Source organism: Bacillus sp. cl96 (assembly GCF_900100505.1).
GTDB classification, from domain to species: Bacteria; Bacillota; Bacilli; order Bacillales; family Bacillaceae_G; genus Bacillus_A; species Bacillus_A cereus.
This window is the reverse complement of sequence record NZ_FNDM01000016.1, coordinates 1-24,525: the sequence shown is the minus strand read 5'-3', so window position 1 is coordinate 24,525 and position 24,525 is coordinate 1. Positions and strand designations below refer to the sequence as shown.

Sequence of the window (24,525 nt, the reverse complement as noted above, 5' to 3'; positions counted from 1 at the left end):
AGATATGAGTAAAGCGGTAATAGAGCTGAAAGATTTACAAACACACTTTCAGACAGAAGAAGGGACAGTAAAAGCTGTGAATCATGTTAGTTTTTCTGTTCGAGAAGGTGAAACTGTTTGTGTTGTAGGTGAATCTGGTTGCGGAAAAAGTGTAACGGCGTTATCTGTTATGGGACTTATTGCTGAATCAGGCAGTGTAGTAGGTGGAGATATTTTATATGAAGGAAAAAGTCTTTTAGGAATGAAAGAGAAAGAGCTTCGTAGTTTACGAGGGAATGATATTGCGATGATTTTCCAAGAACCGATGACATCGCTAAACCCCGTCTTCACTGTAGGAGAGCAAATTGTAGAAACGTTAAGGGAGCATGAATTACTTAGTAAAAATGAAGCATATAAGAAGGCAATTGAGTTAATTCGTAAAGTTGGCATAGCCCGCGCTGATGAAATCGTCCATTCTTATCCGCATGAACTGAGTGGCGGGATGTTACAACGTATTATGATTGCTGTTGCACTTAGTTGTAATCCTAAGTTATTAATTGCGGATGAACCAACAACAGCTCTTGATGTTACTATTCAGGCTCAAATATTGGATCTACTAAGACAAGTGAAAGAAGAATTTAAAACGTCGATTTTATTAATTACACATGACTTAGGTGTCGTAGCGGAAATGGCTGATTATGTTGTCGTTATGTATGGCGGGAAAGTTATCGAAGAAGCCCCAGTACTAGAGATATTCCAAAATCCAAAACATCCTTATACGAAAGGATTATTGAAATCAAAACCAGTAATGGGAAAACGAATAGATAAACTATATTCTATTCCAGGGCAAGTTCCGAATTTAGTTGGTTTAGGTGAGTTTTGCTACTTTAGTGGGCGTTGTGAGCATTGTATGGAAATATGTGAAAAAGAAGCCCCAAATCTAAATGTAAATGATGAAAATCATAAAGTAGCTTGCTGGTTATATGAGGAGCGTGCGGAACAATGAGTGAACCATTATTAGAGGTGAAAAATCTAAAGACATATTTTCCAATTAAGGGTGGCGTATTTAGTAGAACAATTGGGCATGTAAAAGCGGTTGATGGAGTAAGTTTTACTATTAATAAAGGTGAAGTGTTTGGTCTCGTTGGCGAATCAGGGAGCGGAAAAACAACAATAGGAAAAACAATTTTACGCCTCGTTCAAAAAACGGAGGGAGAAGTGAAGTTTAAAGGGAAAGATGTTCATTCTTTATCCAAGGATGAATTAAGAAAACATCGCCCTAATATGCAGCTCGTTTTCCAAGATCCATTTAGCTCATTAAATCCGAGAATGAGAATTGGAGAAGCGCTTGGAGAGCCAATGTTGGCCCACGGATTAGCGACGAAAGAAAATGTTCGTGAAAAGGTAATTGAAGTATTGGAGTTATGTGGATTAGCTCCTTATCATATTGACCGGTATCCCCATGAGTTTTCTGGTGGACAACGTCAGCGTATCGTAATCGCAAGAGCTATGGTATTAAATCCGGAATTTATTGTAGCTGATGAACCTGTGGCGGCACTAGATGTATCTATCCAAGCACAAATTATTAATTTATTTAGTGAGTTACAAGAGAAAAAGGGATTATCTTATTTATTCATTTCGCATGATTTAAGTGTAGTAGAACATTTATGTACGAAAATCGGAATTATGTATTTAGGTACGATTGTGGAGACAGCACCGCGTGATGAGTTATTTACCAATCCGCTACATCCTTATACGAAAGCATTGTTATCAGCTGTTCCAATACCAGATCCAACAGTGAAGCGAGAGCGAATTATACTAGAAGGGGATATTCCAAGTCCAGCAAATCCACCTTCGGGCTGTCGTTTTCATACACGTTGCCCATTTGCAACGGATGTTTGTAAAAAAATAGTACCAGAATTCCGTAATGTTGGTGCAGAGCATTTTGTTGCTTGTCATCACGTATAAAAAAGGACTCTTTCAAATTGAAAGAGTCCTTTTTTTATTTAATAGATGAAGTTTGTTTCAATACAAATTGCTCGATTGCGTGAGCAACACCATGTTCATTGTTTGTTAGTGTTACAACATCACATAGCTTTTTTACATCTTCTTCAGCGTTGCCCATTGCAACAGATAAGCCTGCTACTTCTAACATCGGTACATCATTAAAATTATCACCAATAGCAACTGTATCTTCAATAGGGATATTAAAATGAGCTGCCATCTGCTGTATCCCGTTTCCTTTATGTCCATTCTTATCCATAATTTCTAAGTTAGTAGGAGCCGATGCTGTAACCATAATATCAGCATCTTCTTGTAATATACTTAATAGTTGTGCGCGATGCGCTGCATTAAACGTTAAAATGAAGAATTTAGATATTTCTAGTTCTTGGTTATTTACAACATCTTCTATTTTTTTGAAATCAGTAATTAGGTTCGATTTCTTTTGCTTTTCTGTAATTCGTTCAAGTTCCTCTAATGTAACATCAAGCGCATGCTTATTTTCTTCGAATGCTTGCATCACTTGATCTTGCCATGTATATGGAGAATAAACTCCTTTATTCGTATATAGCTTATATGGGAAACCTTCAGATTCTAGTAATTTTGCAAGTTTGTAAACTTTGTCGTTTTGTATACAACGCGAGTTAATTACTTTTCCATCCACATAAACAATAGCCCCATTGCTTGCTCCGACTGGAAGAGATAATTTATATTCTTCCAATAGCTTTAAAGCATCCTCTTTCGCACGACCAGAACAGATCATTACAATATGACCAGCTTCTTGTGCAGTTTGGATTGCTTGTAGGTTTTCTTTGGAGATTTCAAGATTAGATGATAGTAGTGTACCATCCATATCTAATGCGATTAATTTCAAAATGACCACCTCTTTGTTTTTATTATACATAGTTATATAGAGGAAACATATAAACTTATCTTGGAAAGACGGTATTTTATCTCATATTAAAAGTAAGTAAAGATTAGATAGGTTTAGTGTCACTAAATAAACGATTTGTAACAAAAATAGAGAGGAATATGACGACATTTCACTTTATGACTGTAATGTTACACGAATGTTACAAACGTGAACTAAGTGAAAAACGCATTAAATAAAGGTTTTTGAGGGTTATTATAAAAAAACGTAAAAAAAGTGTAATAAATTTTACGTAATTATATTGCAACGTAATAATAGTTATGTTACATTAATGTTACAAACGTTACGTTATCAAATTTAATGTAACGTTAACATAAAAACTATGAAATATACTTTTTTTAGAAATTACATATATATAATTTATAGGAAGGGAGGATGAATGATATGAAAGAGCAAGTATTACAAGTAACAAAAGGTGATTTCGTAGGATCAGCAAGTGGAGCGGTAGTATTAACAGCGTTAATCGTATTTCTATCAAGCGTATTAGTATAATAGAAGCTTTGTAACAAAAGAAAAGGAAGGGAGAATGAAAGATATGAAAGAGCAAGTATTACAAGTAACAAAAGGTGACTTCGTAGGATCAGCAAGTGGAGCAGTAGTATTAACAGCGTTAATCGTATTTCTATCAAGCGTATTAGTATAATAGAAGCTTTGTAACAAAAGAAAAGGAAGGGAGAATGAAAGATATGAAAGAGCAAGTATTACAAGTAACAAAAGGTGACTTCGTAGGATCAGCAAGTGGAGCGGTAGTATTAACAGCATTAATCGTATTTTTATCAAGTGTATTAGTATAATAGAAGTTTTAAATCAAACAAAAAAGGAAGGAGAATGAGGGATATGAACAGTGAACAAGTGTTTCAAGTAACAAAAACAGATTTATTAGGATCCTTAGGGGGAGCGGTAATATTAACATCATTTATTCTATTCCTTGCAAATGTATTAGTATGAGATATATAAATACAATCATTCAAAAAAAATAAAGACTCTAACGTATTAGTAAGTAGTTAATATGTTGGAGTCTTTTTTATATTCTTCTTATATCCCCTCAAGTATTAAAGTTACCTCATTATCCAGCATGCATGGCTAATTAAACGTTGCGGTTGAAACTTGATTCAACGAATAATCAAAAATCCACTGAATAAAATCCCGCTTTATTTCAAAGAGAAAAAAGTCGAATTTTATATGTAAGAAAAAAAGAGGAATTTGACAGAAAAGATAGAAAATTTTAAAGGTCAGAATTTGTTAGCTTGCTAACTAATTTCTATTAATTAACGTTGGAAGCGTTTTCGGTTGGTTTTAAGTATGGACCATTTAATCTATTTACAGGGGGATGAAGATATTATGAAACAAAAATCTATGGATACGCTAGCTGCACAAATGGAGGACTTTTTTCCAGTACGTGATGTAGATCATTTGGAATTTTACGTAGGGAATGCAAAGCAATCGAGTTATTATCTTGCGAGAGCGTTCGGATTCAAAATTGTGGCTTACTCTGGATTAGAAACTGGAAACCGTGAAAAGGTATCTTATGTTCTTGTGCAAAAAAATATGCGTTTCGTTGTGTCTGGAGCTTTAAGTAGTGAAAATCGTATTGCAGAGTTTGTAAAGACTCATGGTGATGGCGTGAAGGATGTGGCACTACTTGTTGATGATGTTGATAAAGCATACTCAGAAGCAGTGAAACGTGGTGCCGTCGCAATTGCTCCACCGCAGGAATTAACAGATGAGGACGGTACATTGAAAAAAGCAGTTATTGGTACGTATGGTGATACAATTCATACGCTTGTAGAGCGTAAAAATTATAAAGGGGCATTTATGCCAGGATTCCAAAAGGTAGAATTTAATATTCCATTTGAAGAGTCTGGTTTAATTGCTGTTGATCATGTAGTTGGTAATGTTGAAAAAATGGAAGAGTGGGTTAGTTATTACGAGAATGTTATGGGCTTTAAACAAATGATTCATTTTGATGATGACGATATTAGTACAGAGTATTCGGCGTTAATGTCGAAAGTTATGACGAATGGAAGTCGTATTAAGTTTCCTATTAACGAACCAGCAGATGGAAAGAGAAAGTCACAAATTCAAGAGTATCTAGAATTCTATAATGGAGCTGGTGTACAACATCTTGCTTTATTAACAAGTGATATTGTTAAAACAGTTGAAGCGCTTCGTGCAAATGGGGTGGAGTTTTTAGATACACCTGATACTTATTATGATGAGTTAACTGCACGAGTTGGAAAAATCGATGAAGAAATTGATAAGTTAAAAGAATTAAAGATTTTAGTAGATCGTGATGATGAGGGTTACTTACTACAAATCTTTACGAAACCAATTGTAGATCGCCCGACTTTATTTATTGAAATCATTCAACGTAAAGGTTCTCGTGGATTTGGTGAAGGAAACTTTAAAGCGTTATTCGAATCAATTGAAAGAGAACAAGAGCGTCGCGGAAACTTATAAGATTTGTATCCACCAGCAAAAGTCCCTTTGCTGGTGGAAATTTCATTTTTATAAGGAGGAATCAGGATGAAATTTGTTACATTTCGTCTTCCTTCAAAAGAACTACGGGCTGGATGGCTTGAAGGTGACAAAGTAATAGATATGAATCTTGCTAGTGAAGGGAAAATCCCTTCTTCTATGATTGCTTTTTTAGAGAAAGCGGATGAGTATGTAGAAGTAGTGCGGAATATTAAGAATCCAAATAAGGGTATATATGCTTTAGAAGAAGTACAATTGACAGCTGCTCTTCCTAATCCGAGTAGTATTCGAGATTTTTACGCATTTGAACAACATGTAAAAACAGCTCGCGGACGAAGAGGATTAGATGTTGTGCCTGAATGGTATGATATTCCGGTTTTTTATTTTACTAATCATCGTGCTGTAATTGGTTCCAGTGATTTTGTAATTGGTCCGAAAAAGTCTAAAAAGCTTGATTATGAGTTGGAGATTGCTTGCGTAATAGGAAGAGAAGGGCGAAATATTTCTCGTGAGCAAGCAGAGGAATATATTTTTGGTTATTGTATTATGAACGACTGGAGTGCGAGAGACTTACAAGCAACAGAAATGAAAGTAGGTCTCGGTCCAGCGAAAGGAAAAGACTTTGCAACTTCTTTAGGAGCACATCTTGTTACGAAAGAGGAATTAGACGTTTATCGTAATGGTGATCGATATAATTTAGAAATGACTGCTCATGTAAATGGAAAACTATTATCAAAAGGAAACTTCCAAGATATTTACTATACATTTGCTGAAATGATTGAACGTGCTTCAGAGGACGTTACGTTATATCCAGGAGATGTGATTGGTTCTGGGACAGTAGGAACAGGATGTATTTTAGAACTGGGTACAGAAGAGTGGCTACAAGATGGAGATGTTGTAGAACTGTCGATTACTGGTTTAGGTACACTACGTAATACAATCAAAAAAGAAAAGGAAGCGGGTGATGGGCATGTTTTATCGTCACATGGGAGAACTACCTCATAAACGACATGTACAATTTCGTAAAAAAGATGGATCGCTTTATCGTGAACAGGTAATGGGAACAAAAGGTTTTTCTGGTACGCAGTCTATTTTGTATCATCATTATATGCCGACAGAAGTAGGTCATTCTGCATTATCGCATTCTTGTCAGTTGCAGTATGAAGAGGATGTTGCTCTTTCTCATCGCCACTTTCGAACGAAAGACAGTAAAAAAAGTGGTGATGCAATAAGTGGACGGAATTTCATACTTGGAAATGAAGATTTATTAATTGGAGTAGTGAGTCCAACAGAAAAAATGGATTATTTCTATCGTAATGGTGATGGCGACGAAATGTTATTTGTTCATTATGGAACAGGGAAAATTGAAACGATGTTTGGAACGATTCACTATAGAAAAGGCGACTATGTAACGATTCCAATTGGAACGATTTATCGTGTTATTCCAGATGAAGGAGAGACTAAGTTTCTTGTTGTAGAGGCGAATAGCCAAATTACAACGCCGCGTCGTTATCGAAATGAATACGGACAATTGTTAGAGCATAGTCCGTTTTGTGAAAGAGATCTTCGTGGTCCAGAAAAATTAGAGACATATGATGAAAAAGGCGAGTTTGTCGTAATGACAAAATCAAGAGGCTATATGCATAAACATGTTTTAGGACACCACCCGTTAGATGTTGTGGGATGGGATGGCTATTTATATCCGTGGGTATTTAATGTAGAGGATTTTGAACCAATTACAGGGCGCATTCATCAGCCACCGCCAGTACATCAAACATTTGAAGGACATAATTTTGTTATTTGCTCTTTCGTACCACGTTTATACGATTATCATCCAGAGTCAATTCCGGCACCATATTATCATAGTAATGTTAATAGTGATGAAGTTCTTTACTATGTAGAAGGAAACTTTATGAGTCGCAAAGGTGTGGAAGAAGGTTCTATTACACTTCATCCGAGCGGGATTCCCCATGGACCGCATCCGGGGAAAACAGAGGCAAGTATAGGGAAGAAAGAGACGCTTGAATTAGCTGTTATGATAGACACATTCCGTCCGCTTCGTATTGTAAAACAAGCACATGAAACAGAAGATGAAAAGTATATGTATAGCTGGATTGAACAAGGTTCATATACTGTGAAATAAGTAAAAAAGGCATGCTCTCAATAAGGGGGCATGCCTTTTTCACGGAATCGACATGTATAATAATACCAAAAAAATAATGGAAAGATATATAGAAAGAATAATAAGGATTGTGCATATTCAGAAGAATTTCTACTTGTTTCGACAAAAGTATTGACTAGGAAAAGCGTAATGAGTAAAATAAAAAAGCGAATTAAAAATTTTCAGAAAATTTAAAACTTGGAGGAGTGAAAGATGAAGCAAATTTTTCAAAAGAAGCCAATTGCAAAGTTAATGCAAGAAAGTAAGCAAAAAACGTTAGCAAGAACATTGGGCGCGCTAGATTTAACTATGCTTGGAATCGGAGCAATTGTTGGAACTGGTATTTTTGTTCTAACGGGTGTTGTGGCAGCGAAACATTCTGGGCCAGCTATTATATTATCATTTGCGATTGCCGCTCTAGCTTGTGCCTTTGCTGCATTTTGTTATGCTGAATTTGCTTCTTCAGTTCCTGTCTCGGGCAGTGTGTATACGTATACATACGCGACGATGGGGGAAGTATTCGCATTTTTAATTGGCTGGGACTTAATGCTGGAATATTTACTTGCTACATCTGCTGTAGCGAACGGTTGGTCTGCATATTTTCAATCTTTATTAAAGGGGTTTGGAATTCATATTCCGACTATTCTCTCCTCGGCTCCTGGTACAGGTAAGGGTGGAATAATTGATCTACCTGCAGTTCTAATTATTTTAGTGATGACAGTTCTTTTATCTAGGGGTGTTCGTGAAAGTGCACGAGTAAATAATATTATGGTATTTATTAAAATAGCAGTTGTTCTTATTTTTATCTTTGCTGGTTTTAATTATGTGAAACCTGAAAACTGGACGCCTTTTATGCCATTTGGTTTAGATGGTGTAATGGCTGGAGCGGCTACAGTATTCTTCGCATTTATAGGATTTGATGCAGTTTCAACAGCGGCAGAAGAAGTGAAACGTCCGCAACGTGATTTACCAATTGGTATTATTGCATCGTTATTAATTTGTACAGTTCTTTATATCGTTGTTTCGCTTATTTTGACAGGAATTGTTCCATACGGACAGCTAAATATATCAGATCCAGTTGCTTTTGCACTTCAATTTATTGGACAAGATGGTTTAGCGGGGGTAATTTCAGTAGGAGCAATTACAGGAATTACAACAGTAATGCTAGTTATGATGTATGGGCAAGTTCGTGTTTCTTATGCGATGAGCCGAGATGGTTTACTGCCGAAGCGTCTTGCTAAAGTTCATCCGAAATTTAAAACGCCATTTTTAAATACATGGACAACGGGAATTATTGCGGCACTGATTTCAGGATTAATAGATTTAAATGTTTTAGCACATCTTGTAAATATGGGGACATTGTCAGCATTTGCACTCGTAGCTGTTGCGGTAATCGTAATGAGAAGAACACATCCAGACTTACCAAGGGCATTTAAGGCTCCGCTTGTACCATTTTTACCAGCATTAACAGTGATCTTCTGTTTATACTTAATGCTTCAATTATCGGGGACAGCATGGATTAGTTTTGGGATATGGATGGTTATTGGTATAGCGGTTTACTTCTTATATAGCCGAAAACATAGTGCTTTAAATAATAGTAAAAAAGAAGAAGATGTTGCAAATTTATAAGCGAAAAAATCCATTCTAATTCTGTTAGAATGGATTTTTTTATTTGAAAATTTACATTTTTCTGAACTTATTATAAGATAATTGTTGGCTAACTAAAGGGGTGAAATGATGAAAAATACGTGGCGTGAGTTAAGGGAGATGGACCGTAACGTATGGATTCGATTTATTGGAGAGACGTTAAATGGAATTGCAATGATGATGTTAATGCCTTTTTTTGCATTATATTTAAAAGATAAGGTAGATTCGTTGTTGGAAGTTGGGGTTATTATGGCGCTTTCTCCAATTGCTGCAAGTTTTGGATCACTTATAGGAGGGAGAATTGCTGACATATATGGAAGAAAGCCTATTATGATATTTTCTATGGCAAGTAATGCATTATTAATGCTCGGTTTTCTATTTATAGAAGGGTTTATTCCATATGCAATTTTATCTATTTTTTTAGGGTTGAGTAATTCTTTATTTCACCCAGCTGCATCAGCTATGGTCGCGGATGTAACGGCACCAGAAAAAAGAACAGAGGCATATGGTTTATTACGAATGGGACACAATATAGGTGCTGCGATTGGTCCGATAATGGGAGCATCAGTAGTTGTGTTGTCAAAGAACCTTGTGTTTATTATTGCCTCTTCTACAATGCTATTTTATGCGTTGCTTGTATTACTTCTTATTCAAGAGACGATGCCAAAGAGGACAGATAAGGAAGAACATAAAGAAAAGGAATCTGGGGCAGTTTGGAAAATTGTAATGCGAGATAAGGCATTAATGATTTACTTATTAGCAGGTATTATCATTTCGATGGGGTTTTCTCAAACGGAAGGCATGTTGCCACTACATTTTGATAATGAAATGAAGCGTATTTTTGGAACGAATAATCCATATCCATATTTAATGGCGTTAAACGGACTATTAGTTGTTTTATTCCAGTTTCAAATTTCAAAATGGGCTACGGATAAACCGGTCGGGAAGACGATGTTATATGGTGCATGTTTATTCGGGATTGGATTATTTTTTATAGGGTGGTTACCGAAGTGGTTTGGAGAATTTAATACAAATGCTACAATTATTTTAATAACACTACTGTTCGTTTATGCTTTATATACGTTAGGTGAAATGATTATGTCGCCTGTACAGATGACATTTGTAGCAAATTTGGCCCCTGAGCATTTGAGAGGGACTTATATGGGAGCTGCAAGTTTGCAGTGGATTACAGGAAGCGCATTTGGTCCACTTTTGGGCGGTTTTTTATTAGATCGATTACTTGGTCACTTTCTATTTACAATTTTAGCTGTAGGATGTGTAGTTGCAGGTATTGTATATGTTTCTTTAGATCGTCTTGTTGAGCAAAGGCAAAAAGACACACTAACCAAACAATCTTCTTAGTGAATAGATGACATACACAAAAAAGGGGATTTCTACATATTTTAGGTACATAACTAGATTAGATTGCCATTTTATTTTGTGTAGCTATATAGAAAATGAAATGAAAAACCAATAAGTGATGTTATTTAATTATTTATGGAAGTTACATTTTATTTCAAATAGGAACTACCTATTTTTATAAAAAGTGCTAAAATAGAAAAATGAAAACAATTGGTTAGGGTGATTTCATTGACGAAAATTAAATTAGGTTTATTATATGGTGGAAAATCAGCTGAGCATCAAGTTTCGCTACAGACGGCTCTTGCTGCTATTAAAGCGTTAAATCAAGATAAATTCGAGATTCATCCAATTTATATTACAGAACAAGGTCAATGGGTACGTGGTGAGCGTATTGAAGGCGAAGTAACAGATGTTGAAGCTTTAAAAATGAGCGGTGCAGAAAATGCGATTTCTCCGTTATCATTAAGTACAGAAATTATCCCATCTGCAGCTTCTGAGGAGAACGCTATTGACGTTATTTTCCCATTACTACATGGACCAAACGGTGAAGATGGAACGGTTCAAGGACTATTAGAATTAATGAATATCCCTTATGTAGGAAATGGTGTTCTAGCATCATCTGCTGGTATGGATAAAGTTGTTATGAAAAACATCTTTGCAGAGGCTGGTTTAAAACAAGCAAAATATGCATCCTTCATTCGTAGTGCATGGGAAAAAAATCGTGAGGAAGCTTATTCTAAAGTAGAAGATAAGTTAGGATATCCTTGCTTCGTAAAACCAGCGAACCTTGGTTCAAGTGTTGGTATTAATAAGTGTAAAAATCGTGAAGAACTTGAGGATGCATTTGTAGAGGCATTCCAATTTGATCGCAAAATTATTGTAGAAGAAAATATTGTAGGTCGTGAAGTAGAAGTTGGGGTACTAGGTAATGATGAGCCGAAATGTTCAGTTGTAGGTGAAATCGTTCCGAAAAAGGACTTCTATGATTATAAGTCGAAATATATCGATGGTGATACGGCGCTAATTATTCCAGCTGAAATGACAGAAGAAGAATCTAATGTAATTAAGCGTGATGCGATTATTGCATTCCAATCATTAGACGGTGCAGGTTTAACGCGAGCTGATTTCTTCTTAACGAAAGATGGAGAAGTGTATATTAACGAAGTAAACACAATGCCAGGATTTACACCGTTCAGTATGTTCCCTCTATTATGGCAACATACTGGGTTACCGTATCCAGAATTAATCGAAGAGCTAATTCGTTTAGCGATTGAACGTCACGAAGAAAAACAAAAAATTAAATATACAATCTAATAAAAAAGGAGGAAGCACTATTCATAGGAATAGTGCTTCCTCTATGTAAGGAGCGTTTATATATGATAAAGCGAATGTTAAAGCAAGTGGAACAGATGGTAAATGGTACTGAATTAGCAGAGCAATATGAGGGAATTACTATTCAAGGCGTGTCTATTGATACGAGAAAAATTGAAAAAGGAAACTTGTATGTTCCGATTCAAGGGGAGCGCTTCGATGGACATGCTTTTGTAGATAAAGCTGTTGAAAATGGAGCTGTGGCTACATTATGGATGAAAGATGTAGCGAATCCACCTGAGAATCTTCCAGTTATTTTTGTAGAAGACACGCTATCGGCATTGCAAATGTTAGCGAAAAACTATCGCGATCAATTGGATGTTAAAGTTGTAGGTGTAACGGGTAGTAACGGTAAAACATCTACGAAAGATATTGTAACAAGTCTTCTTGCGACTAAATTCAAAGTGCAAAAAACAGAAGGGAACTTCAATAACCATATCGGATTACCTCTTACCATTTTAAACTTAGAAGAAAATACAGAAGTAGCAGTATTAGAGATGGGTATGTCAAGCCGAGGCGAAATTGAATTCTTATCTAAGTTAGCTCGTCCTAATGCAGCTATCATTACAAATATTGGTGAGGCACATTTAATGGATTTAGGATCTCGTGAGGCAATTGCTGAAGCGAAATTAGAAATTGTTACAGGATTACAAGAAGGTGGCGTGTTCGTATATAACGGAGATGAGCCTTTATTAACGAATCGTGTTCCTGGAATGAATTTAGCAGCAGAAACGGTTACGTTTGGTGATGCAAGAGCAAACGATTATTATCCAACGACTGTAACATTACAAGCAACTGGGACACATTTCAAAATGAATAGAGATGAAAATATTTCATTCTACTTACCGGTGTTAGGAAAACATAATGTGTATAATACACTTGCTTCAATGGCAATTGCGAAACATTTTGGTGTAACGTGGGAAGAGATGAAAGAAGGTTTAGTAACACTTCAAATGACGGGCATGCGTATGGAAATTGTGAAAACAAATAGTGGTTTAACAATTATCAACGATGCTTATAATGCAAGCCCGACGGCTATGGAAGCAGCATTCCATTTAATGAATGGTTTAGATGGTTTTGCTAAAAAAATCGTTGTGCTCGGTGATATGTTAGAACTTGGAGATCAAGAAGTACAGTTCCATTATGAGGTAGGAAAATTAATCGATCCAGCAAAAATCTCACATGTATTCACATACGGTAGATTAGGGGCTCAAATTGCTGAAGGAGCAAAAATTAATTTCCCTAATGAACGTGTAAAGGCGTATGATAATAAAGAAGAGTTAGTAAAAGATTTACAAGCAGTAGTCGATGTGAAAGATGTTGTATTAATAAAAGCATCTCGCGGTATGAAATTAGAAGAAGTAATTACGATGTTGAAATAATTGGTGTATATAAATAGGGATGATAGTTACGAAAATAGAAGAAACTTATAATAAGCGCTTACAGTAAATATAAAAAAATAAAAGTGAAGAAAAAAACTCTGAATATGAAAATAAGGTAACAGTTGGGTTTGCTTTTTACACATACAAAACTTATAATTGATAAAGTGTAATAACGTTTAGAAGTATTTTCGTGAAGAATATACGCCCGTTTATATACGTGAGCATTCAGGAAAAGGGCTTTTCCGCAAATTCGGAAAACGCCTTTTTTTAAATGATAAGTATAGGATAGAAAAGGAGAAGTAACATTGACAACATTTCGAGAATTAGGATTAAGTGATTCTTTACTGCAATCTGTTGAAAGTATGGGCTTTGAAGAGGCTACACCAATTCAAGCTGAAACAATTCCACATGCATTGCAAGGTAAAGATATTATTGGGCAAGCGCAAACAGGTACAGGGAAAACAGCAGCATTCGGATTACCACTATTAGATAAAGTGGATACACATAAAGAATCGGTTCAAGGTATTGTTATCGCGCCAACGCGTGAATTAGCAATTCAAGTTGGAGAAGAATTATACAAAATTGGTAAGCATAAACGCGTTCGTATTTTACCGATTTATGGTGGTCAAGATATTAACCGCCAAATTCGTGCTCTAAAAAAACACCCACACATTATTGTTGGTACGCCGGGTCGTATTTTAGATCATATTAACCGTAAAACACTTCGTCTGCAAAACGTAGAGACAGTTGTTCTTGACGAAGCAGATGAAATGTTAAACATGGGCTTCATTGAAGACATTGAAGCAATTTTAACAGATGTGCCAGAAACACATCAAACATTACTATTCTCAGCGACAATGCCGGATCCAATCCGCCGTATTGCTGAGCGTTTCATGACTGAGCCTCAACACATTAAAGTAAAAGCAAAAGAAGTAACAATGCCAAACATTCAGCAGTTCTATTTAGAAGTGCAAGAAAAGAAAAAGTTTGACGTGTTAACACGCTTATTAGATATTCAATCTCCAGAGCTTGCAATCGTATTTGGTCGTACAAAGCGTCGTGTTGATGAATTATCAGAAGCATTAAACTTACGTGGTTATGCTGCAGAAGGTATTCACGGTGATTTAACTCAGGCGAAACGTATGTCTGTATTACGTAAATTTAAAGAAGGTTCTATTGAAGTTCTTGTTGCAACAGACGTTGCTGCGCGTGGTCTTGATATTTCAGGCGTAACGCACGTATATAACTTCGATATTCCACAAGATCCAGAATCATACGTTCACCGTATCGGTCGTACTGGTCGTGCAGGTAAAAAAGGTATTGCAATGCTATTTGTAACACCACGTGAATCAGGACAATTAAAAAATATCGAGCGTACAACAAAACGTAAAATGGACCGTATGGATGCACCGACACTTGACGAGGCATTAGAAGGTCAACAACGTTTAATCGCTGAAAAGCTTCAAAGCACAATTGAAAATGAAAACTTAGCATACTACAAGCGTATTGCAGAAGAAATGTTAGAAGAAAATGACTCTGTAACAGTAGTAGCTGCTGCTTTAAAAATGATGACTAAAGAGCCGGATACAACTCCGATCGCTTTAACATCAGAACCACCTGTTGTTTCAAGAGGCGGCGGTTCTAAAAAACGCGGCGGTAACGGAGGCGGATACCGTGATGGTAACCGTAATCGTAGTCGTGATGGACGCGGCGGTGGCGATGGACGTAATCGTGACCGTAACCGTGATGGACGTAATCGTGACGGAAACCGTGATCGCAATCGTGATGGTAACCGCGATCGTAATCGTGATGGTGGTAGTCGTGGTCGTAGAGGTGAAGGCCAAGGTCGCCCTGGTTCTTCAAATGGACGCGGCGAAAGAAAACATCATAGCCGTCCACAAGCTTAATAAAAAAAAGAGAATGCCCTTTGTGGGCATTCTCTTTTTTTTATTTCTATAATTGTGCATACTACATAATAGTTATGATAGAAAAGGGGCTGTTATATGCTTGTAAGGCTTGGTTACGTTGCGATGAGTGTGCATTTGAAGAATGCATCTCCATCTCAAACGATGACGTATGCACAGTTTCAGAAATTAGATGATCGTGATGCTGCAATTCGTAAGCTTGAAAGAATTGCTAATTCCAATTTAGAAAATTGTTTACGTTTATTAAAGCATAATAAAGGGCATGACATATCTTTCTTTCGGCTCAGTTCAAAGCTCATTCCTTTAGCGAATCATGAGGAATTGCTAGAGTGGAACTATATTCGTCCGTTAAAAGAAAATTTAAAAAAACTAGGTGAATATGCAGTTCATATGAATATGAGAATTGATTTCCATCCAGATCATTTTGTTGTACTAAATTCACCTGAAGAGAGTGTTTTTAAACAATCTGTAAAAACATTGCAGATGCACAAAAAATTATTAAAAGGCATGGGGATTGAACATAAGCAACGATGTGTACTGCATGTTGGAGGAGGATATAAAGATAAAGAACTTGCATTAGAGCGCTTTATAGAGAATTGGTCGAATGTCCCAAGGGGTATTCAAGAAATGATTATATTAGAAAATGATGATACAACCTTTACGTTAGAGGAAACATTATATTTAGGAGAAAAATTAGATATTCCCGTCGTATTTGACTTGCATCACCATATGATGAATAATGAGCAAGAAGATTGGTTTGAAGATTGGGCACGTGTTGTTCATACGTGGGAAACGTCTTTGTTGCCGATTAAAATGCATATCTCTAGCCCTAGAGAGGGAAAAGATCCAAGAGCTCATGCAGATTATATTAATGTAGACGCATTTTTATCTTTTTTAAGAAGGATAAAGGGAAGTGTTCCGCAAATTGATTGTATGATTGAGGCGAAGATGAAGGATGAGTCTTTATTTCAATTAATGAGAGATTTAAGTGAACAAGTAGATGTAGAAATTATCGATGGTGCAAGCTTTTATATTAAATAAGCTTTGCACCATCGTTTTTTTTTGTTAAAAAAGGGGTTAAAATGCCACCGGTTATTAAACCTGTTAAATGACTGATCGGATTGGCAGAAGGGTTAAAGAAAGTAAATAGTAGTAATAGAAGTATCATAATTGAGAAAATGGCAATTTCTTTTGGTTTTGAAGAGCGGTATCGATTGTACAATAAAAATAACTGTGCACCTAATAGTCCGAAAATACCACCTGATGCACCTGCGTGAATATATTCAAGCGGCATAATAATATAAGAAGAAATATTTCCAGAAATTCCAGAGAGAAAAAATAGAATAAAAAAAGAAAAGTGTCCGAGTTGCTTTTCGATAGAAGAACCAAGAGCAAACAAAAAAATACTATTAGAAAGAAAATGTTGTAAGTCTACGTGTACGAGAAGAGAAGTTATGACACGCCACCATTCTCCTTTCGCGATATATTCATTAGAGGCTGCCAGTGGTAAGAGAAAAAAGTCGCCTAATATCATCATGACTAAATGAATAAGCAGTAAGGTAAGAATAGTCGGTTGTAAAGAAATATGAGTGGATCTTATTAGCATACGGTTACTATCACCCCTTTTGCATCAGAAAGATTCTCTGTTATTCTTATCAATATGAAAGAAGAAAGTTAAATAGAAGAAGGGGATTTTGAAATGATTATAGGGATTGGTATCGATATTATTGAATTAAATCGTATTGAAAAAATGCTAGATGGAAAGCTTAAATTTATGGAACGTATTTTAACGGAAAATGAACGTAATGTTGCTATGGAGCTGAAAGGAAGTCGCCTTACAGAGTTTGTAGCTGGAAGGTTTGCAGCGAAAGAGGCGTATTCAAAAGCTGTAGGTACTGGTATCGGAAAAGAAGTGAGTTTTTTAGATATTGAAGTGAAAAATGATGAAAGAGGTAAGCCAATTCTGATTACAAGTACAGAGTATATTGTTCATTTATCAATTAGTCATAGTAAGGAATTTGCTGTTGCTCAAGTTGTTTTAGAAAGCTTGTCACGCTAGTCTGCATATTTTATATCTTTGTCTCATATATTTGAGGTAGCGATAAGGAAGGTACATCTTCCATTCATTTATAGGGGCAAAGGGGCTGAATTGATGAAAAGGCGTCTGTTTTTAGTTCTTGTCGGTTTGTTGACCGTTTTTGTGTTGGCGGGTTGTATGGAAAAGAAGCAAGATGATGTCGTGAGAGATTTAGAATCAAAAGTAAAAGGGATGAAAAGTTATCAAGCTGAGGCAAAATTATCTATTAAAACAGGCAATGAGCCTCAAGAGTATAACGTAGAGATTTGGCATAAGGAACCGTCTTTTTATCGTGTGAATTTAAAAAATGCAAAAAAAGATCAGAGCCAAATTATTTTGAGAAATGAAGAAGGTGTATTTGTATTAACGCCAGCACTTAATAAGAGCTTCCGTTTTCAAAGTGATTGGCCGCAAAATAGTAGCCAGGCTTATTTATATGAATCACTTGTAAGAGATATTTTGCAGGACAAGAAAAACCTTACTTTTGAGAAAACAGATAAGTATTATATTTTTAAAACAAAAACAAACTATCAACATCAAAATATGTTGCCGAGACAAGAGATTACATTGAATAAGAGCGACTTGACTCCAGTTTCAGTGAAGTTAATGGATAATGATCAAAATGTTCTTGTGAAAGTAGATTTCTCTAAAGTGAAATTCGATGCGAAATTTGATAAAGGTGCATTTGATACGAAACAAAATATGTCTAGAGCGCAGGTAGATGTTCAAACAACAGCGAAAGAAGACAAACCGTTTGCTATTTTGTATCCACTTGATACACCACAAGGTATGACTCTGCAAGATGAAAAAGAGTTGAAGACAGACAGTGGCAAGCGTGCGATACTCACATACACTGGAAATAAGAAATCCTTTACTTTAATACAAGAAAAGGCAAAAGTTGCAGAGGCATCATCAGCGGTAAGTGTAAGTGGAGAACCAGTTGATCTTGGGTTTACGATTGGTGCATTAACGAAAGACTCTGTAACGTGGTCGCATAACGGAGTAGAATATATGCTCGTGTCTAAAGGTTTAGAGCCGAAGGAGCTGTTAATGGTTGCTCGTTCAGTTACAGCGAAGCAGGTGAAGTAAACTTCTTAGACGTGGTGATATATGTGCACCACGTCTTTTCTTAGTTTGAAGGTGGATTTCATAAAAGAAGCATATAAAAGAATAAGCTTCGCATATCGTGTATAAGGAAGTGTATTTATGGAAGAAGCACCATTTTACCGTGACACTTGGGTGGAAGTGGATTTAGATGCCATTTATAACAACGTTACACATATTAAAGAGTTCATCCCAAGTAATGTAGAGATTTTTGCTGTAGTTAAAGCAAACGCATATGGGCACGATTATGTACCGGTGGCTAAAACGGCATTAGAAGCAGGTGCAACAAGGTTAGCTGTTGCTTTTTTAGATGAAGCTTTAGTGCTTCGGAGGGCTGGTATTACTGAGCCGATTTTAGTGTTAGGTCCCTCGCCGCCGCGTGATGTAAATGTAGCTGCTGAAAATGATGTAGCGCTAACGGTTTTTCAAAAAGAATGGGTGGACGAAGCAATTAAACTTTGGGATGGTTCATCTGTAATGAAATTCCATATTAACTTTGATAGTGGTATGGGGAGAATTGGAATACGTGAAAGAAAAGAGCTAAAAGAATTTTTAAAGAGTTTAGAGGGTGCACCGTTTTTAGAGTTAGAAGGAGTATACACGCATTTTGCAACGGCAGATGAAGTTGAGACTTCGTATTTTGATAAGCAATATAACACGTTCTTAGAGCAGTTAAGTTGGTTGAAAGAATTCGGAGTGGATCCTAAGTTTGTTCATACAGCTAATAGTGCTGCGACGTTACGTTTTCAAGGGATTACATTTAATGCAGTGCGAATTGGGATTGCAATGTATGGATTATCTCCTTCTGTAGAAATACGTCCTTTTTTACCATTTGAATTAGAACCGGCGCTATCACTTCATACGAAAGTCGCTCATATTAAACAGGTAATTAAAGGTGATGGAATTAGTTATAACGTCACCTACCGAACGAAAACTGAAGAATGGATTGCGACTGTAGCGATTGGCTATGCAGATGGGTGGCTTAGGAGGTTACAAGGATTTGAAGTGCTTATAAATGGTAAAAGGGTACCGATTGTAGGGCGAGTAACAATGGATCAGTTCATGATTCATCTTCCTTGTGAAGTGCCACTTGGTACGAAAGTTACGCTTATTGGAAGGCAAGGAGATGAGTATATTAGCGCTACAGAGGTTGCGGAATACTCAGGGACTATTAATTATGAAATTATTGCAACGATCAGTTTCCGTGTGCCGAGAATATTTATACGGAATGGTAAGGTTGTAGAGATAATTAATTACTTGAACAATATATAGAAGGTAGTATGATTGCTTCTTGTCATTGGAGTGACTGTTCATTGCTGGATAATAAGCTCTTTTTGATGAGAAGCTTTTTACTTATAATCATTTTTTATATAAGTTGCACGTAAGTTTTGAAGAGGAGTTCTATTGTTTTTAGTTAGTTATGAGATAAAAAATTTAAGAAGATGAATGTTTTGTTTGTGAATTGGAAAACATAAGCAAGGAATAAGGAAGTCTTTGCAACAGGCTCCATACAATGGTATTATTACAATAGGTGTCATATATATATTTGGGTGTGTAGTTGACGGTGGAGGTGTATTTTTGTGTCCGAATCAAGTGTAACTACTGAAATCGTGGTTCGGTTGCCAAAGCAAATGGTAACGGAATTGGACGGAATTGGAAAACAAGAGAATAAGAATCGCCATGAACTAATTTGCCAGGCAACACAATTGTTATTGCGTCAACATAAGACGAAGAAACGCTACCAACATGAATCAATGCGACGTGGGTACATTGAAATGGGAAAAATTAATCTTGGTATTGCATCTGAAGCTTTCTTAGCAGAGTATGAAGCAGCTCATACAGTAGAACGCTTAGTTAGCGGGGGGTAATATTTTGATTGTAAAACGCGGCGACGTGTATTTTGCAGACCTTTCCCCAGTTGTTGGTTCTGAGCAAGGAGGCGTTCGTCCGGTTCTTGTCATTCAAAATGACATCGGAAATCGTTTTAGTCCAACGGTGATTGTAGCGGCTATTACTGCACAGATTCAAAAAGCGAAATTACCCACTCATGTGGAAATTGATGCGAAAAAGTACGGTTTTGAGAGAGATTCTGTTATTTTACTTGAGCAGATTCGAACAATCGATAAGCAGCGCTTAACGGACAAAATAACTCACTTAGATGAAGTGATGATGATTCGTGTAGATGAAGCGCTACAAATTAGTTTAGGACTAATAGATTTTTAAATCGGCAGTTTAAGTTGCTCTCTTTGAAGGGCAACTTTTTTTATTATAGAGGAGGTTACGGTTGTATATGGAAATGGTAGATAATCGACAAGCGTTAATGAAAATGTTAGTGAAAGAATTAGGCTTTACCGAAAAGCAAGTTCGTCATGTTATTCAATTAACAGAAGAAGGTAACACAGTTCCATTTATTGCTCGTTACCGAAAAGAATGGACAGGCTCTTTAGATGAGGTGCAAATTCGTACGATTTTAGAGAGATGGCAATATATGATGCAACTTGAAGATAGGAAGGAAGAAGTTCTTCGTCTTATTGATGAGAAGGGGAAACTGACAGAAGAGCTACGACAGCAAATTGTTAAAGCTACAAAGTTGCAAGAAGTAGAAGATCTATATCGTCCATATAAAGAGAAAAGAAGAACGAAAGCGACAGTTGCTAAAGAAAAAGGATTAGAACCATTAGCTGAATGGTTATTGTTATATAAGAAAGAAGATCCGGCTAAAAAGGCAGTGGAATTTATTAATGTAGAGAAAGAAGTGCAATCTGCAGAAGAAGCTTTACAAGGTGCACAAGACATTATTGCAGAAATGGTTTCAGATGAAGCTGCGTATCGTAGTTGGATTCGAAATGTTACTTTTAGAAAAGGTGTTATGTCTTCTTCCGTGAAAGATGAAGAAAAAGATGAAAAGAATATATATGAAATGTATTACAGTTATGAAGAACCATTGCAAAAAGTAGTACCACATCGTGTATTAGCAATGAATCGTGGCGAGAAAGAAGATATATTGAGAGTTGCTGTTGTTCCGCCAGTAGATGAGATAGTAACCTTCTTAAATAAGAAAGTAATTCGTGATAACGATTCGAAAAGTGCACATTATGTACAATTAGCGATTGAAGATGGTTATAAACGATTAATTCAATCTTCAATCGAAAGAGAGATTCGTAAAGAATTAACAGAAACAGCTGAAGAACAAGCAATACATATTTTCTCTGAGAACTTACGTAACTTATTATTACAACCTCCGATGAAAGGGAAAGTCGTGCTAGCGGTAGATCCGGCATATAGAACTGGTTGTAAATTGTCTGTAGTAGATGATACGGGGAAAGTACTACATATCGATGTTATTTATCCGCATCCACCTGTTCGTAAATATGAGGATGCAAAAACGAAAGTTCTTTCTATTATAGATAAATATCAAGTTGAAATGATTGCAATTGGTAATGGGACAGCATCTAGAGAAACAGAAGAGTTTATAGTAGATGTATTACAAAGTGTGAACCGAGATGTCTTTTATATTATTGTAAATGAAGCGGGTGCTAGTGTATATTCAGCTTCTGATTTAGCCCGTGAGGAATTCCCAAATTTACAAGTTGAAGAGAGAAGTGCCGTTTCTATTGGGAGACGTCTGCAAGATCCACTTGCTGAACTTGTGAAAATTGATCCTAAATCAGTTGGGGTTGGACAATACCAACATGATGTATCTCAAAAGAGACTGAATGAGTCATTAACATTTGTAGTAGAAACAGCTGTTAACCAAGTTGGGGTTAATGTAAATACGGCTTCGGTTGCATTGTTACAATATGTTTCAGGTTTATCGAAAACTGTTGCGAAAAATATTGTAGCAAAGAGAGAAGAAGATGGGAAATTCACGAAGCGCACGGAATTAAAGAAAATCCCACGTTTAGGTGCAAAGACTTATGAACAATGTATAGGTTTCTTACGTATACTAGAAGGAGCGAATCCATTAGATCGAACAGGTATTCATCCAGAGCAATATAAAAATGTTGAATTGTTATTGAAGAGTCTAGGGTTATCAATAGATGACGTAGGACAACCGCAATTACAAAAGAGATTGGAAGAAGTAGAGATTTCTAAGTTATCTCAAGAAACAGGAGTTGGGGAGCCGACGTTAGTTGATATTATAGATGCGCTTATTAGTCCTGAACGAGATATGAGGGATGAGTTGCCTAAACCACTTTTGAAAAAAGGGATTTTGAAATTAGAAGATTTAAAACGTGGTATGGAACTAGAAGGAACAGTTCGTAACGTTGTTGATTTTGGTGCTTTTGTTGATGTTGGTGTAAAGCAAGATGGTTTAGTACATATTTCTAAACTTAGCAAACAGTTTGTAAAGCATCCGTTAGATGTTGTATCAGTAGGGCAAATTGTAAAAGTATGGGTAGATGATATTGATACAAAAAAAGGACGCGTTGCACTATCTATATTGCCGATTGAATAGTAAGAGAAGAGAGCAGATGAAACTGCTCTTTTTTTATGAAATAAAAAGTGTAATGGATTATGAGCTTTGATGTATTTTGCTATAATAAAACCAGCATTCATTTAATAACTTAATTTGATACCGGTTTTTTTCGAAATATGCACGTTGCATTTGTTTTTTTAGCCACGTAGGCATAGGAATCCCTCCTTGTTTAATCCTGCTCTCAAAAATTTAAAATGCTATTGATGAGAGGTTGGTGAGTGGATTTCTATTCATGTTTTGTTTTTAGAAACCACGCTTCTTACATGAGGATGGGTATATGTACTATTTAATATATGTATAAGAAGGGAGAAAAGTGTAAAAATATTTTTTTGTTTAGGAGGAATGAGAGTGGATGAGCAAGAAATTCAGCGACTAGTGGAAGAAGTGTCACTACAATACTTTGAGATGCCGTTCTTACATAAAGCGGTGTTTAATAATAGATTACGTACAACTGGTGGGCGTTATTTATTGAAGAGTCATAATATCGAACTGAATTATCGATATTACGAATTGTATGGTGAAGAAGAGTTAGTCGGGATTATTAAACATGAGCTTTGTCATTATCACTTACATATTGCAGGAAGAGGGTATAAGCACAGGGACAGGGATTTTCGTGAGTTGTTAAAGGAAGTTGATGCACCACGTTTTTGTAAACGAATGATTAATGAAGAGAAGGAAAAAAAGATTTATAAGTATGAATGTATGGAGTGTTCACTTCAATATGTAAGAAGGCGTCAAATAAATATAAAAAGATATGTCTGTGGAAAGTGTAAAGGGAAACTCAAACCGATATCGAAAACATCTTGACAGTAAAAACGCAATCCAGTATATTATAAACATGTCACGTTTGAACAAGATGTTGTTAAAAACTTCTTGACTTACAGAGAGAATTTTTATAAGATACAAATTGTCTTCATTATTCCGCAGTAGCTCAGTGGTAGAGCTATCGGCTGTTAACCGATCGGTCGTAGGTTCGAGTCCTACCTGCGGAGCCATACAGAGAAGTACCCAAGTGGCTCAAGGGGCTCCCCTGCTAAGGGAGTAGATCGCTAACGCGGTGCGAGGGTTCGAATCCCTTCTTCTCTGCCATACATATTGGCCCGTTGGTCAAGTGGTTAAGACACCGCCCTTTCACGGCGGTAACACGGGTTCGAATCCCGTACGGGTCACCACTTCGGAGGATTAGCTCAGCTGGGAGAGCACCTGCCTTACAAGCAGGGGGTCGGCGGTTCGATCCCGTCATCCTCCACCATATAATTTTATATGAATAGTATTGTCGCGGGGTGGAGCAGCACGGTAGCTCGTCGGGCTCATAACCCGAAGGTCGCAGGTTCAAATCCTGTCCCCGCAACCAAATGGTCCCGTGGTGTAGTGGTTAACATGCCTGCCTGTCACGCAGGAGATCGCCGGTTCGACCCCGGTCGGGACCGCCATTTTAACTTCTGCTATATAGCAGTTGTTTTTTATTGGGCATTATGTTACAATAACATTTGTCTTTGAAAAGAAGATAATTATTTCGATGGGCTATAGCCAAGCGGTAAGGCAACGGACTTTGACTCCGTCATGCGCTGGTTCGAATCCAGCTAGCCCAGCCATTTACGAGCCATTAGCTCAGTTGGTAGAGCAT

At 36.6% G+C, this 24,525-nt stretch carries 25 protein-coding genes and 7 tRNA genes; 29 read left to right on the top strand and 3 right to left on the bottom strand.

Features of this window, described 5'->3' with window-relative positions; genetic code table 11:
- Positions 1–4 precede the first annotated feature (4 nt).
- Positions 5–985, top strand: a complete 981-nt coding sequence (locus BLT20_RS25595; RefSeq protein WP_000030737.1) for an ABC transporter ATP-binding protein — start codon at positions 5–7, stop codon at positions 983–985.
- Positions 982–1,947 carry an ABC transporter ATP-binding protein gene (locus BLT20_RS25590; RefSeq protein WP_001294518.1) on the top strand — a complete coding sequence of 322 codons (966 nt, stop codon included), beginning with the start codon at positions 982–984 and terminating at the stop codon, positions 1,945–1,947. The genes BLT20_RS25595 and BLT20_RS25590 overlap by 4 nt, the downstream gene beginning before the upstream one ends.
- A 34-nt stretch (positions 1,948–1,981) precedes the next feature.
- Here BLT20_RS25590 and BLT20_RS25585 read toward each other — a convergent pair whose 3' ends face one another.
- Positions 1,982–2,854 (bottom strand): Cof-type HAD-IIB family hydrolase, encoded by an 873-nt coding sequence (locus BLT20_RS25585; protein WP_000766420.1) that lies wholly within the window; start codon positions 2,852–2,854, stop codon positions 1,982–1,984.
- A gap of 432 nt (positions 2,855–3,286) precedes the next feature.
- On the opposite strand from BLT20_RS25585, the gene BLT20_RS25580 reads away from it, so the two are divergent.
- From BLT20_RS25580 to uvsE, 13 genes are all read left to right on the top strand, one after another.
- On the top strand, positions 3,287–3,403 hold the full coding sequence (locus tag BLT20_RS25580) for a DUF3948 family protein (protein ID WP_025988984.1): 117 nt from the start codon (positions 3,287–3,289) through the stop codon (positions 3,401–3,403).
- 34 nt (positions 3,404–3,437) lie between these two features.
- On the top strand, positions 3,438–3,554 hold the full coding sequence (locus BLT20_RS25575; protein WP_000654250.1) for a DUF3948 family protein: 117 nt from the start codon (positions 3,438–3,440) through the stop codon (positions 3,552–3,554).
- A gap of 34 nt (positions 3,555–3,588) precedes the next feature.
- Positions 3,589–3,705, top strand: a complete 117-nt coding sequence (locus tag BLT20_RS25570) for a DUF3948 family protein (protein ID WP_000654250.1) — start codon at positions 3,589–3,591, stop codon at positions 3,703–3,705.
- A gap of 43 nt (positions 3,706–3,748) precedes the next feature.
- Positions 3,749–3,859, top strand: coding sequence for a DUF3948 family protein (locus BLT20_RS25565; protein WP_001083690.1), 111 nt, complete (start codon positions 3,749–3,751; stop codon positions 3,857–3,859).
- A gap of 393 nt (positions 3,860–4,252) precedes the next feature.
- The gene (hppD, locus tag BLT20_RS25560; protein WP_000810922.1) at positions 4,253–5,371 is read left to right on the top strand and encodes a 4-hydroxyphenylpyruvate dioxygenase; all 1,119 of its coding nucleotides are present in this window, start codon (positions 4,253–4,255) and stop codon (positions 5,369–5,371) included.
- Between the two features lie 66 nt (positions 5,372–5,437).
- Positions 5,438–6,394, top strand: a complete 957-nt coding sequence (locus BLT20_RS25555; RefSeq protein ID WP_000674004.1) for a fumarylacetoacetate hydrolase family protein — start codon at positions 5,438–5,440, stop codon at positions 6,392–6,394.
- Positions 6,360–7,532: a homogentisate 1,2-dioxygenase gene (locus BLT20_RS25550; RefSeq protein ID WP_033684625.1), complete on the top strand. Its 1,173-nt coding sequence runs from the start codon at positions 6,360–6,362 to the stop codon at positions 7,530–7,532. The genes BLT20_RS25555 and BLT20_RS25550 overlap by 35 nt, the downstream gene beginning before the upstream one ends.
- Positions 7,533–7,763: 231 nt before the next feature.
- On the top strand, positions 7,764–9,179 hold the full coding sequence (locus tag BLT20_RS25540) for a branched-chain amino acid transporter BcaP (RefSeq protein WP_000809361.1): 1,416 nt from the start codon (positions 7,764–7,766) through the stop codon (positions 9,177–9,179).
- 108 nt (positions 9,180–9,287) lie between these two features.
- Positions 9,288–10,559 (top strand): MDR family MFS transporter, encoded by a 1,272-nt coding sequence (locus tag BLT20_RS25535; RefSeq protein WP_000799721.1) that lies wholly within the window; start codon positions 9,288–9,290, stop codon positions 10,557–10,559.
- A 228-nt stretch (positions 10,560–10,787) separates the two neighbouring features.
- Positions 10,788–11,873 carry a D-alanine--D-alanine ligase gene (locus BLT20_RS25530; RefSeq protein WP_000161427.1) on the top strand — a complete coding sequence of 362 codons (1,086 nt, stop codon included), beginning with the start codon at positions 10,788–10,790 and terminating at the stop codon, positions 11,871–11,873.
- Between the two features lie 62 nt (positions 11,874–11,935).
- Entirely contained in the window at positions 11,936–13,312 is a 1,377-nt protein-coding gene (murF, locus tag BLT20_RS25525; RefSeq protein WP_000595957.1) for a UDP-N-acetylmuramoyl-tripeptide--D-alanyl-D-alanine ligase, read from the top strand.
- Between the two features lie 305 nt (positions 13,313–13,617).
- Positions 13,618–15,219 carry a degradosome RNA helicase CshA gene (locus tag BLT20_RS25520; protein ID WP_000206592.1) on the top strand — a complete coding sequence of 534 codons (1,602 nt, stop codon included), beginning with the start codon at positions 13,618–13,620 and terminating at the stop codon, positions 15,217–15,219.
- Between the two features lie 96 nt (positions 15,220–15,315).
- Entirely contained in the window at positions 15,316–16,278 is a 963-nt protein-coding gene (gene uvsE / locus BLT20_RS25515) for a UV DNA damage repair endonuclease UvsE (protein WP_000961165.1), read from the top strand.
- On the opposite strand, the gene BLT20_RS25510 is transcribed toward uvsE, so the two are convergent.
- Positions 16,271–16,843 carry a rhomboid family intramembrane serine protease gene (locus tag BLT20_RS25510; RefSeq protein WP_000908523.1) on the bottom strand — a complete coding sequence of 191 codons (573 nt, stop codon included), beginning with the start codon at positions 16,841–16,843 and terminating at the stop codon, positions 16,271–16,273. The two genes, uvsE and BLT20_RS25510, sit on opposite strands and share 8 nt — an antisense overlap.
- Before the next feature lie 93 nt (positions 16,844–16,936).
- On the opposite strand from BLT20_RS25510, the gene acpS reads away from it, so the two are divergent.
- From acpS to BLT20_RS25480, 6 genes are all read left to right on the top strand, one after another.
- Positions 16,937–17,296 (top strand): holo-ACP synthase, encoded by a 360-nt coding sequence (acpS, locus tag BLT20_RS25505; protein WP_000583416.1) that lies wholly within the window; start codon positions 16,937–16,939, stop codon positions 17,294–17,296.
- A 156-nt stretch (positions 17,297–17,452) separates the two neighbouring features.
- Positions 17,453–18,403 carry a LolA family protein gene (locus BLT20_RS25500; RefSeq protein ID WP_002004297.1) on the top strand — a complete coding sequence of 317 codons (951 nt, stop codon included), beginning with the start codon at positions 17,453–17,455 and terminating at the stop codon, positions 18,401–18,403.
- 117 nt (positions 18,404–18,520) lie between these two features.
- A complete protein-coding gene (gene alr, locus BLT20_RS25495) occupies positions 18,521–19,690 on the top strand; it encodes an alanine racemase (RefSeq protein WP_000390615.1) in 1,170 nt (389 codons plus the stop codon).
- Between the two features lie 308 nt (positions 19,691–19,998).
- The gene (locus BLT20_RS25490) at positions 19,999–20,286 is read left to right on the top strand and encodes an antitoxin EndoAI (RefSeq protein ID WP_000004570.1); all 288 of its coding nucleotides are present in this window, start codon (positions 19,999–20,001) and stop codon (positions 20,284–20,286) included.
- A gap of 4 nt (positions 20,287–20,290) precedes the next feature.
- Positions 20,291–20,641 carry a type II toxin-antitoxin system endoribonuclease NdoA gene (ndoA, locus tag BLT20_RS25485; RefSeq protein WP_000635963.1) on the top strand — a complete coding sequence of 117 codons (351 nt, stop codon included), beginning with the start codon at positions 20,291–20,293 and terminating at the stop codon, positions 20,639–20,641.
- A 67-nt stretch (positions 20,642–20,708) separates the two neighbouring features.
- Positions 20,709–22,877, top strand: a complete 2,169-nt coding sequence (locus BLT20_RS25480; protein ID WP_000426245.1) for a Tex family protein — start codon at positions 20,709–20,711, stop codon at positions 22,875–22,877.
- A 57-nt stretch (positions 22,878–22,934) separates the two neighbouring features.
- Here BLT20_RS25480 and cmpA read toward each other — a convergent pair whose 3' ends face one another.
- Positions 22,935–23,051, bottom strand: coding sequence for a cortex morphogenetic protein CmpA (gene cmpA / locus BLT20_RS25475; RefSeq protein WP_001143642.1), 117 nt, complete (start codon positions 23,049–23,051; stop codon positions 22,935–22,937).
- Positions 23,052–23,246: 195 nt separating this feature from the next.
- On the opposite strand from cmpA, the gene BLT20_RS25470 reads away from it, so the two are divergent.
- The 8 genes from BLT20_RS25470 (at position 23,247) to BLT20_RS25435 (ending at position 24,493) form a co-directional block, all read left to right on the top strand.
- Positions 23,247–23,705: a SprT family protein gene (locus BLT20_RS25470; RefSeq protein WP_000344233.1), complete on the top strand. Its 459-nt coding sequence runs from the start codon at positions 23,247–23,249 to the stop codon at positions 23,703–23,705.
- Positions 23,706–23,818: 113 nt separating this feature from the next.
- A tRNA-Asn gene (locus BLT20_RS25465) sits at positions 23,819–23,893 on the top strand.
- A 3-nt stretch (positions 23,894–23,896) separates the two neighbouring features.
- Positions 23,897–23,987 (top strand) — tRNA-Ser (locus BLT20_RS25460).
- A gap of 8 nt (positions 23,988–23,995) precedes the next feature.
- A tRNA-Glu gene (locus tag BLT20_RS25455) sits at positions 23,996–24,070 on the top strand.
- Positions 24,071–24,074: 4 nt separating this feature from the next.
- Positions 24,075–24,150 (top strand) — tRNA-Val (locus BLT20_RS25450).
- A gap of 25 nt (positions 24,151–24,175) precedes the next feature.
- Positions 24,176–24,252 (top strand) — tRNA-Met (locus tag BLT20_RS25445).
- 3 nt (positions 24,253–24,255) lie between these two features.
- A tRNA-Asp gene (locus BLT20_RS25440) sits at positions 24,256–24,331 on the top strand.
- Positions 24,332–24,418: 87 nt separating this feature from the next.
- Positions 24,419–24,493 (top strand) — tRNA-Gln (locus tag BLT20_RS25435).
- Positions 24,494–24,525: the final 32 nt, after the last annotated feature.

Excerpts from the sequence above, each read along its gene's own strand:
- BLT20_RS25580 (WP_025988984.1), top strand. The coding sequence starts at position 3,287 with ATGAATGATATGAAAGAGCAAGTATTACAAGTAACAAAAGGTGATTTC.
- murF (WP_000595957.1), top strand. The coding sequence starts at position 11,936 with ATGATAAAGCGAATGTTAAAGCAAGTGGAACAGATGGTAAATGGTACT.
- BLT20_RS25570 (WP_000654250.1), top strand. The coding sequence starts at position 3,589 with ATGAAAGATATGAAAGAGCAAGTATTACAAGTAACAAAAGGTGACTTC.
- acpS (WP_000583416.1), top strand. The coding sequence starts at position 16,937 with ATGATTATAGGGATTGGTATCGATATTATTGAATTAAATCGTATTGAA.
- hppD (WP_000810922.1), top strand. The coding sequence starts at position 4,253 with ATGAAACAAAAATCTATGGATACGCTAGCTGCACAAATGGAGGACTTT.
- BLT20_RS25550 (WP_033684625.1), top strand. The coding sequence starts at position 6,360 with ATGTTTTATCGTCACATGGGAGAACTACCTCATAAACGACATGTACAA.
- alr (WP_000390615.1), top strand. The coding sequence starts at position 18,521 with ATGGAAGAAGCACCATTTTACCGTGACACTTGGGTGGAAGTGGATTTA.
- BLT20_RS25480 (WP_000426245.1), top strand. The coding sequence starts at position 20,709 with ATGGAAATGGTAGATAATCGACAAGCGTTAATGAAAATGTTAGTGAAA.
- BLT20_RS25595 (WP_000030737.1), top strand. The coding sequence starts at position 5 with ATGAGTAAAGCGGTAATAGAGCTGAAAGATTTACAAACACACTTTCAG.
- BLT20_RS25575 (WP_000654250.1), top strand. The coding sequence starts at position 3,438 with ATGAAAGATATGAAAGAGCAAGTATTACAAGTAACAAAAGGTGACTTC.
- BLT20_RS25555 (WP_000674004.1), top strand. The coding sequence starts at position 5,438 with ATGAAATTTGTTACATTTCGTCTTCCTTCAAAAGAACTACGGGCTGGA.
- BLT20_RS25500 (WP_002004297.1), top strand. The coding sequence starts at position 17,453 with ATGGAAAAGAAGCAAGATGATGTCGTGAGAGATTTAGAATCAAAAGTA.
- BLT20_RS25565 (WP_001083690.1), top strand. The coding sequence starts at position 3,749 with ATGAACAGTGAACAAGTGTTTCAAGTAACAAAAACAGATTTATTAGGA.
- cmpA (WP_001143642.1), bottom strand. The coding sequence starts at position 23,051 with ATGCCTACGTGGCTAAAAAAACAAATGCAACGTGCATATTTCGAAAAA.
- BLT20_RS25535 (WP_000799721.1), top strand. The coding sequence starts at position 9,288 with ATGAAAAATACGTGGCGTGAGTTAAGGGAGATGGACCGTAACGTATGG.
- uvsE (WP_000961165.1), top strand. The coding sequence starts at position 15,316 with ATGCTTGTAAGGCTTGGTTACGTTGCGATGAGTGTGCATTTGAAGAAT.
- BLT20_RS25540 (WP_000809361.1), top strand. The coding sequence starts at position 7,764 with ATGAAGCAAATTTTTCAAAAGAAGCCAATTGCAAAGTTAATGCAAGAA.
- BLT20_RS25590 (WP_001294518.1), top strand. The coding sequence starts at position 982 with ATGAGTGAACCATTATTAGAGGTGAAAAATCTAAAGACATATTTTCCA.
- BLT20_RS25510 (WP_000908523.1), bottom strand. The coding sequence starts at position 16,843 with ATGCTAATAAGATCCACTCATATTTCTTTACAACCGACTATTCTTACC.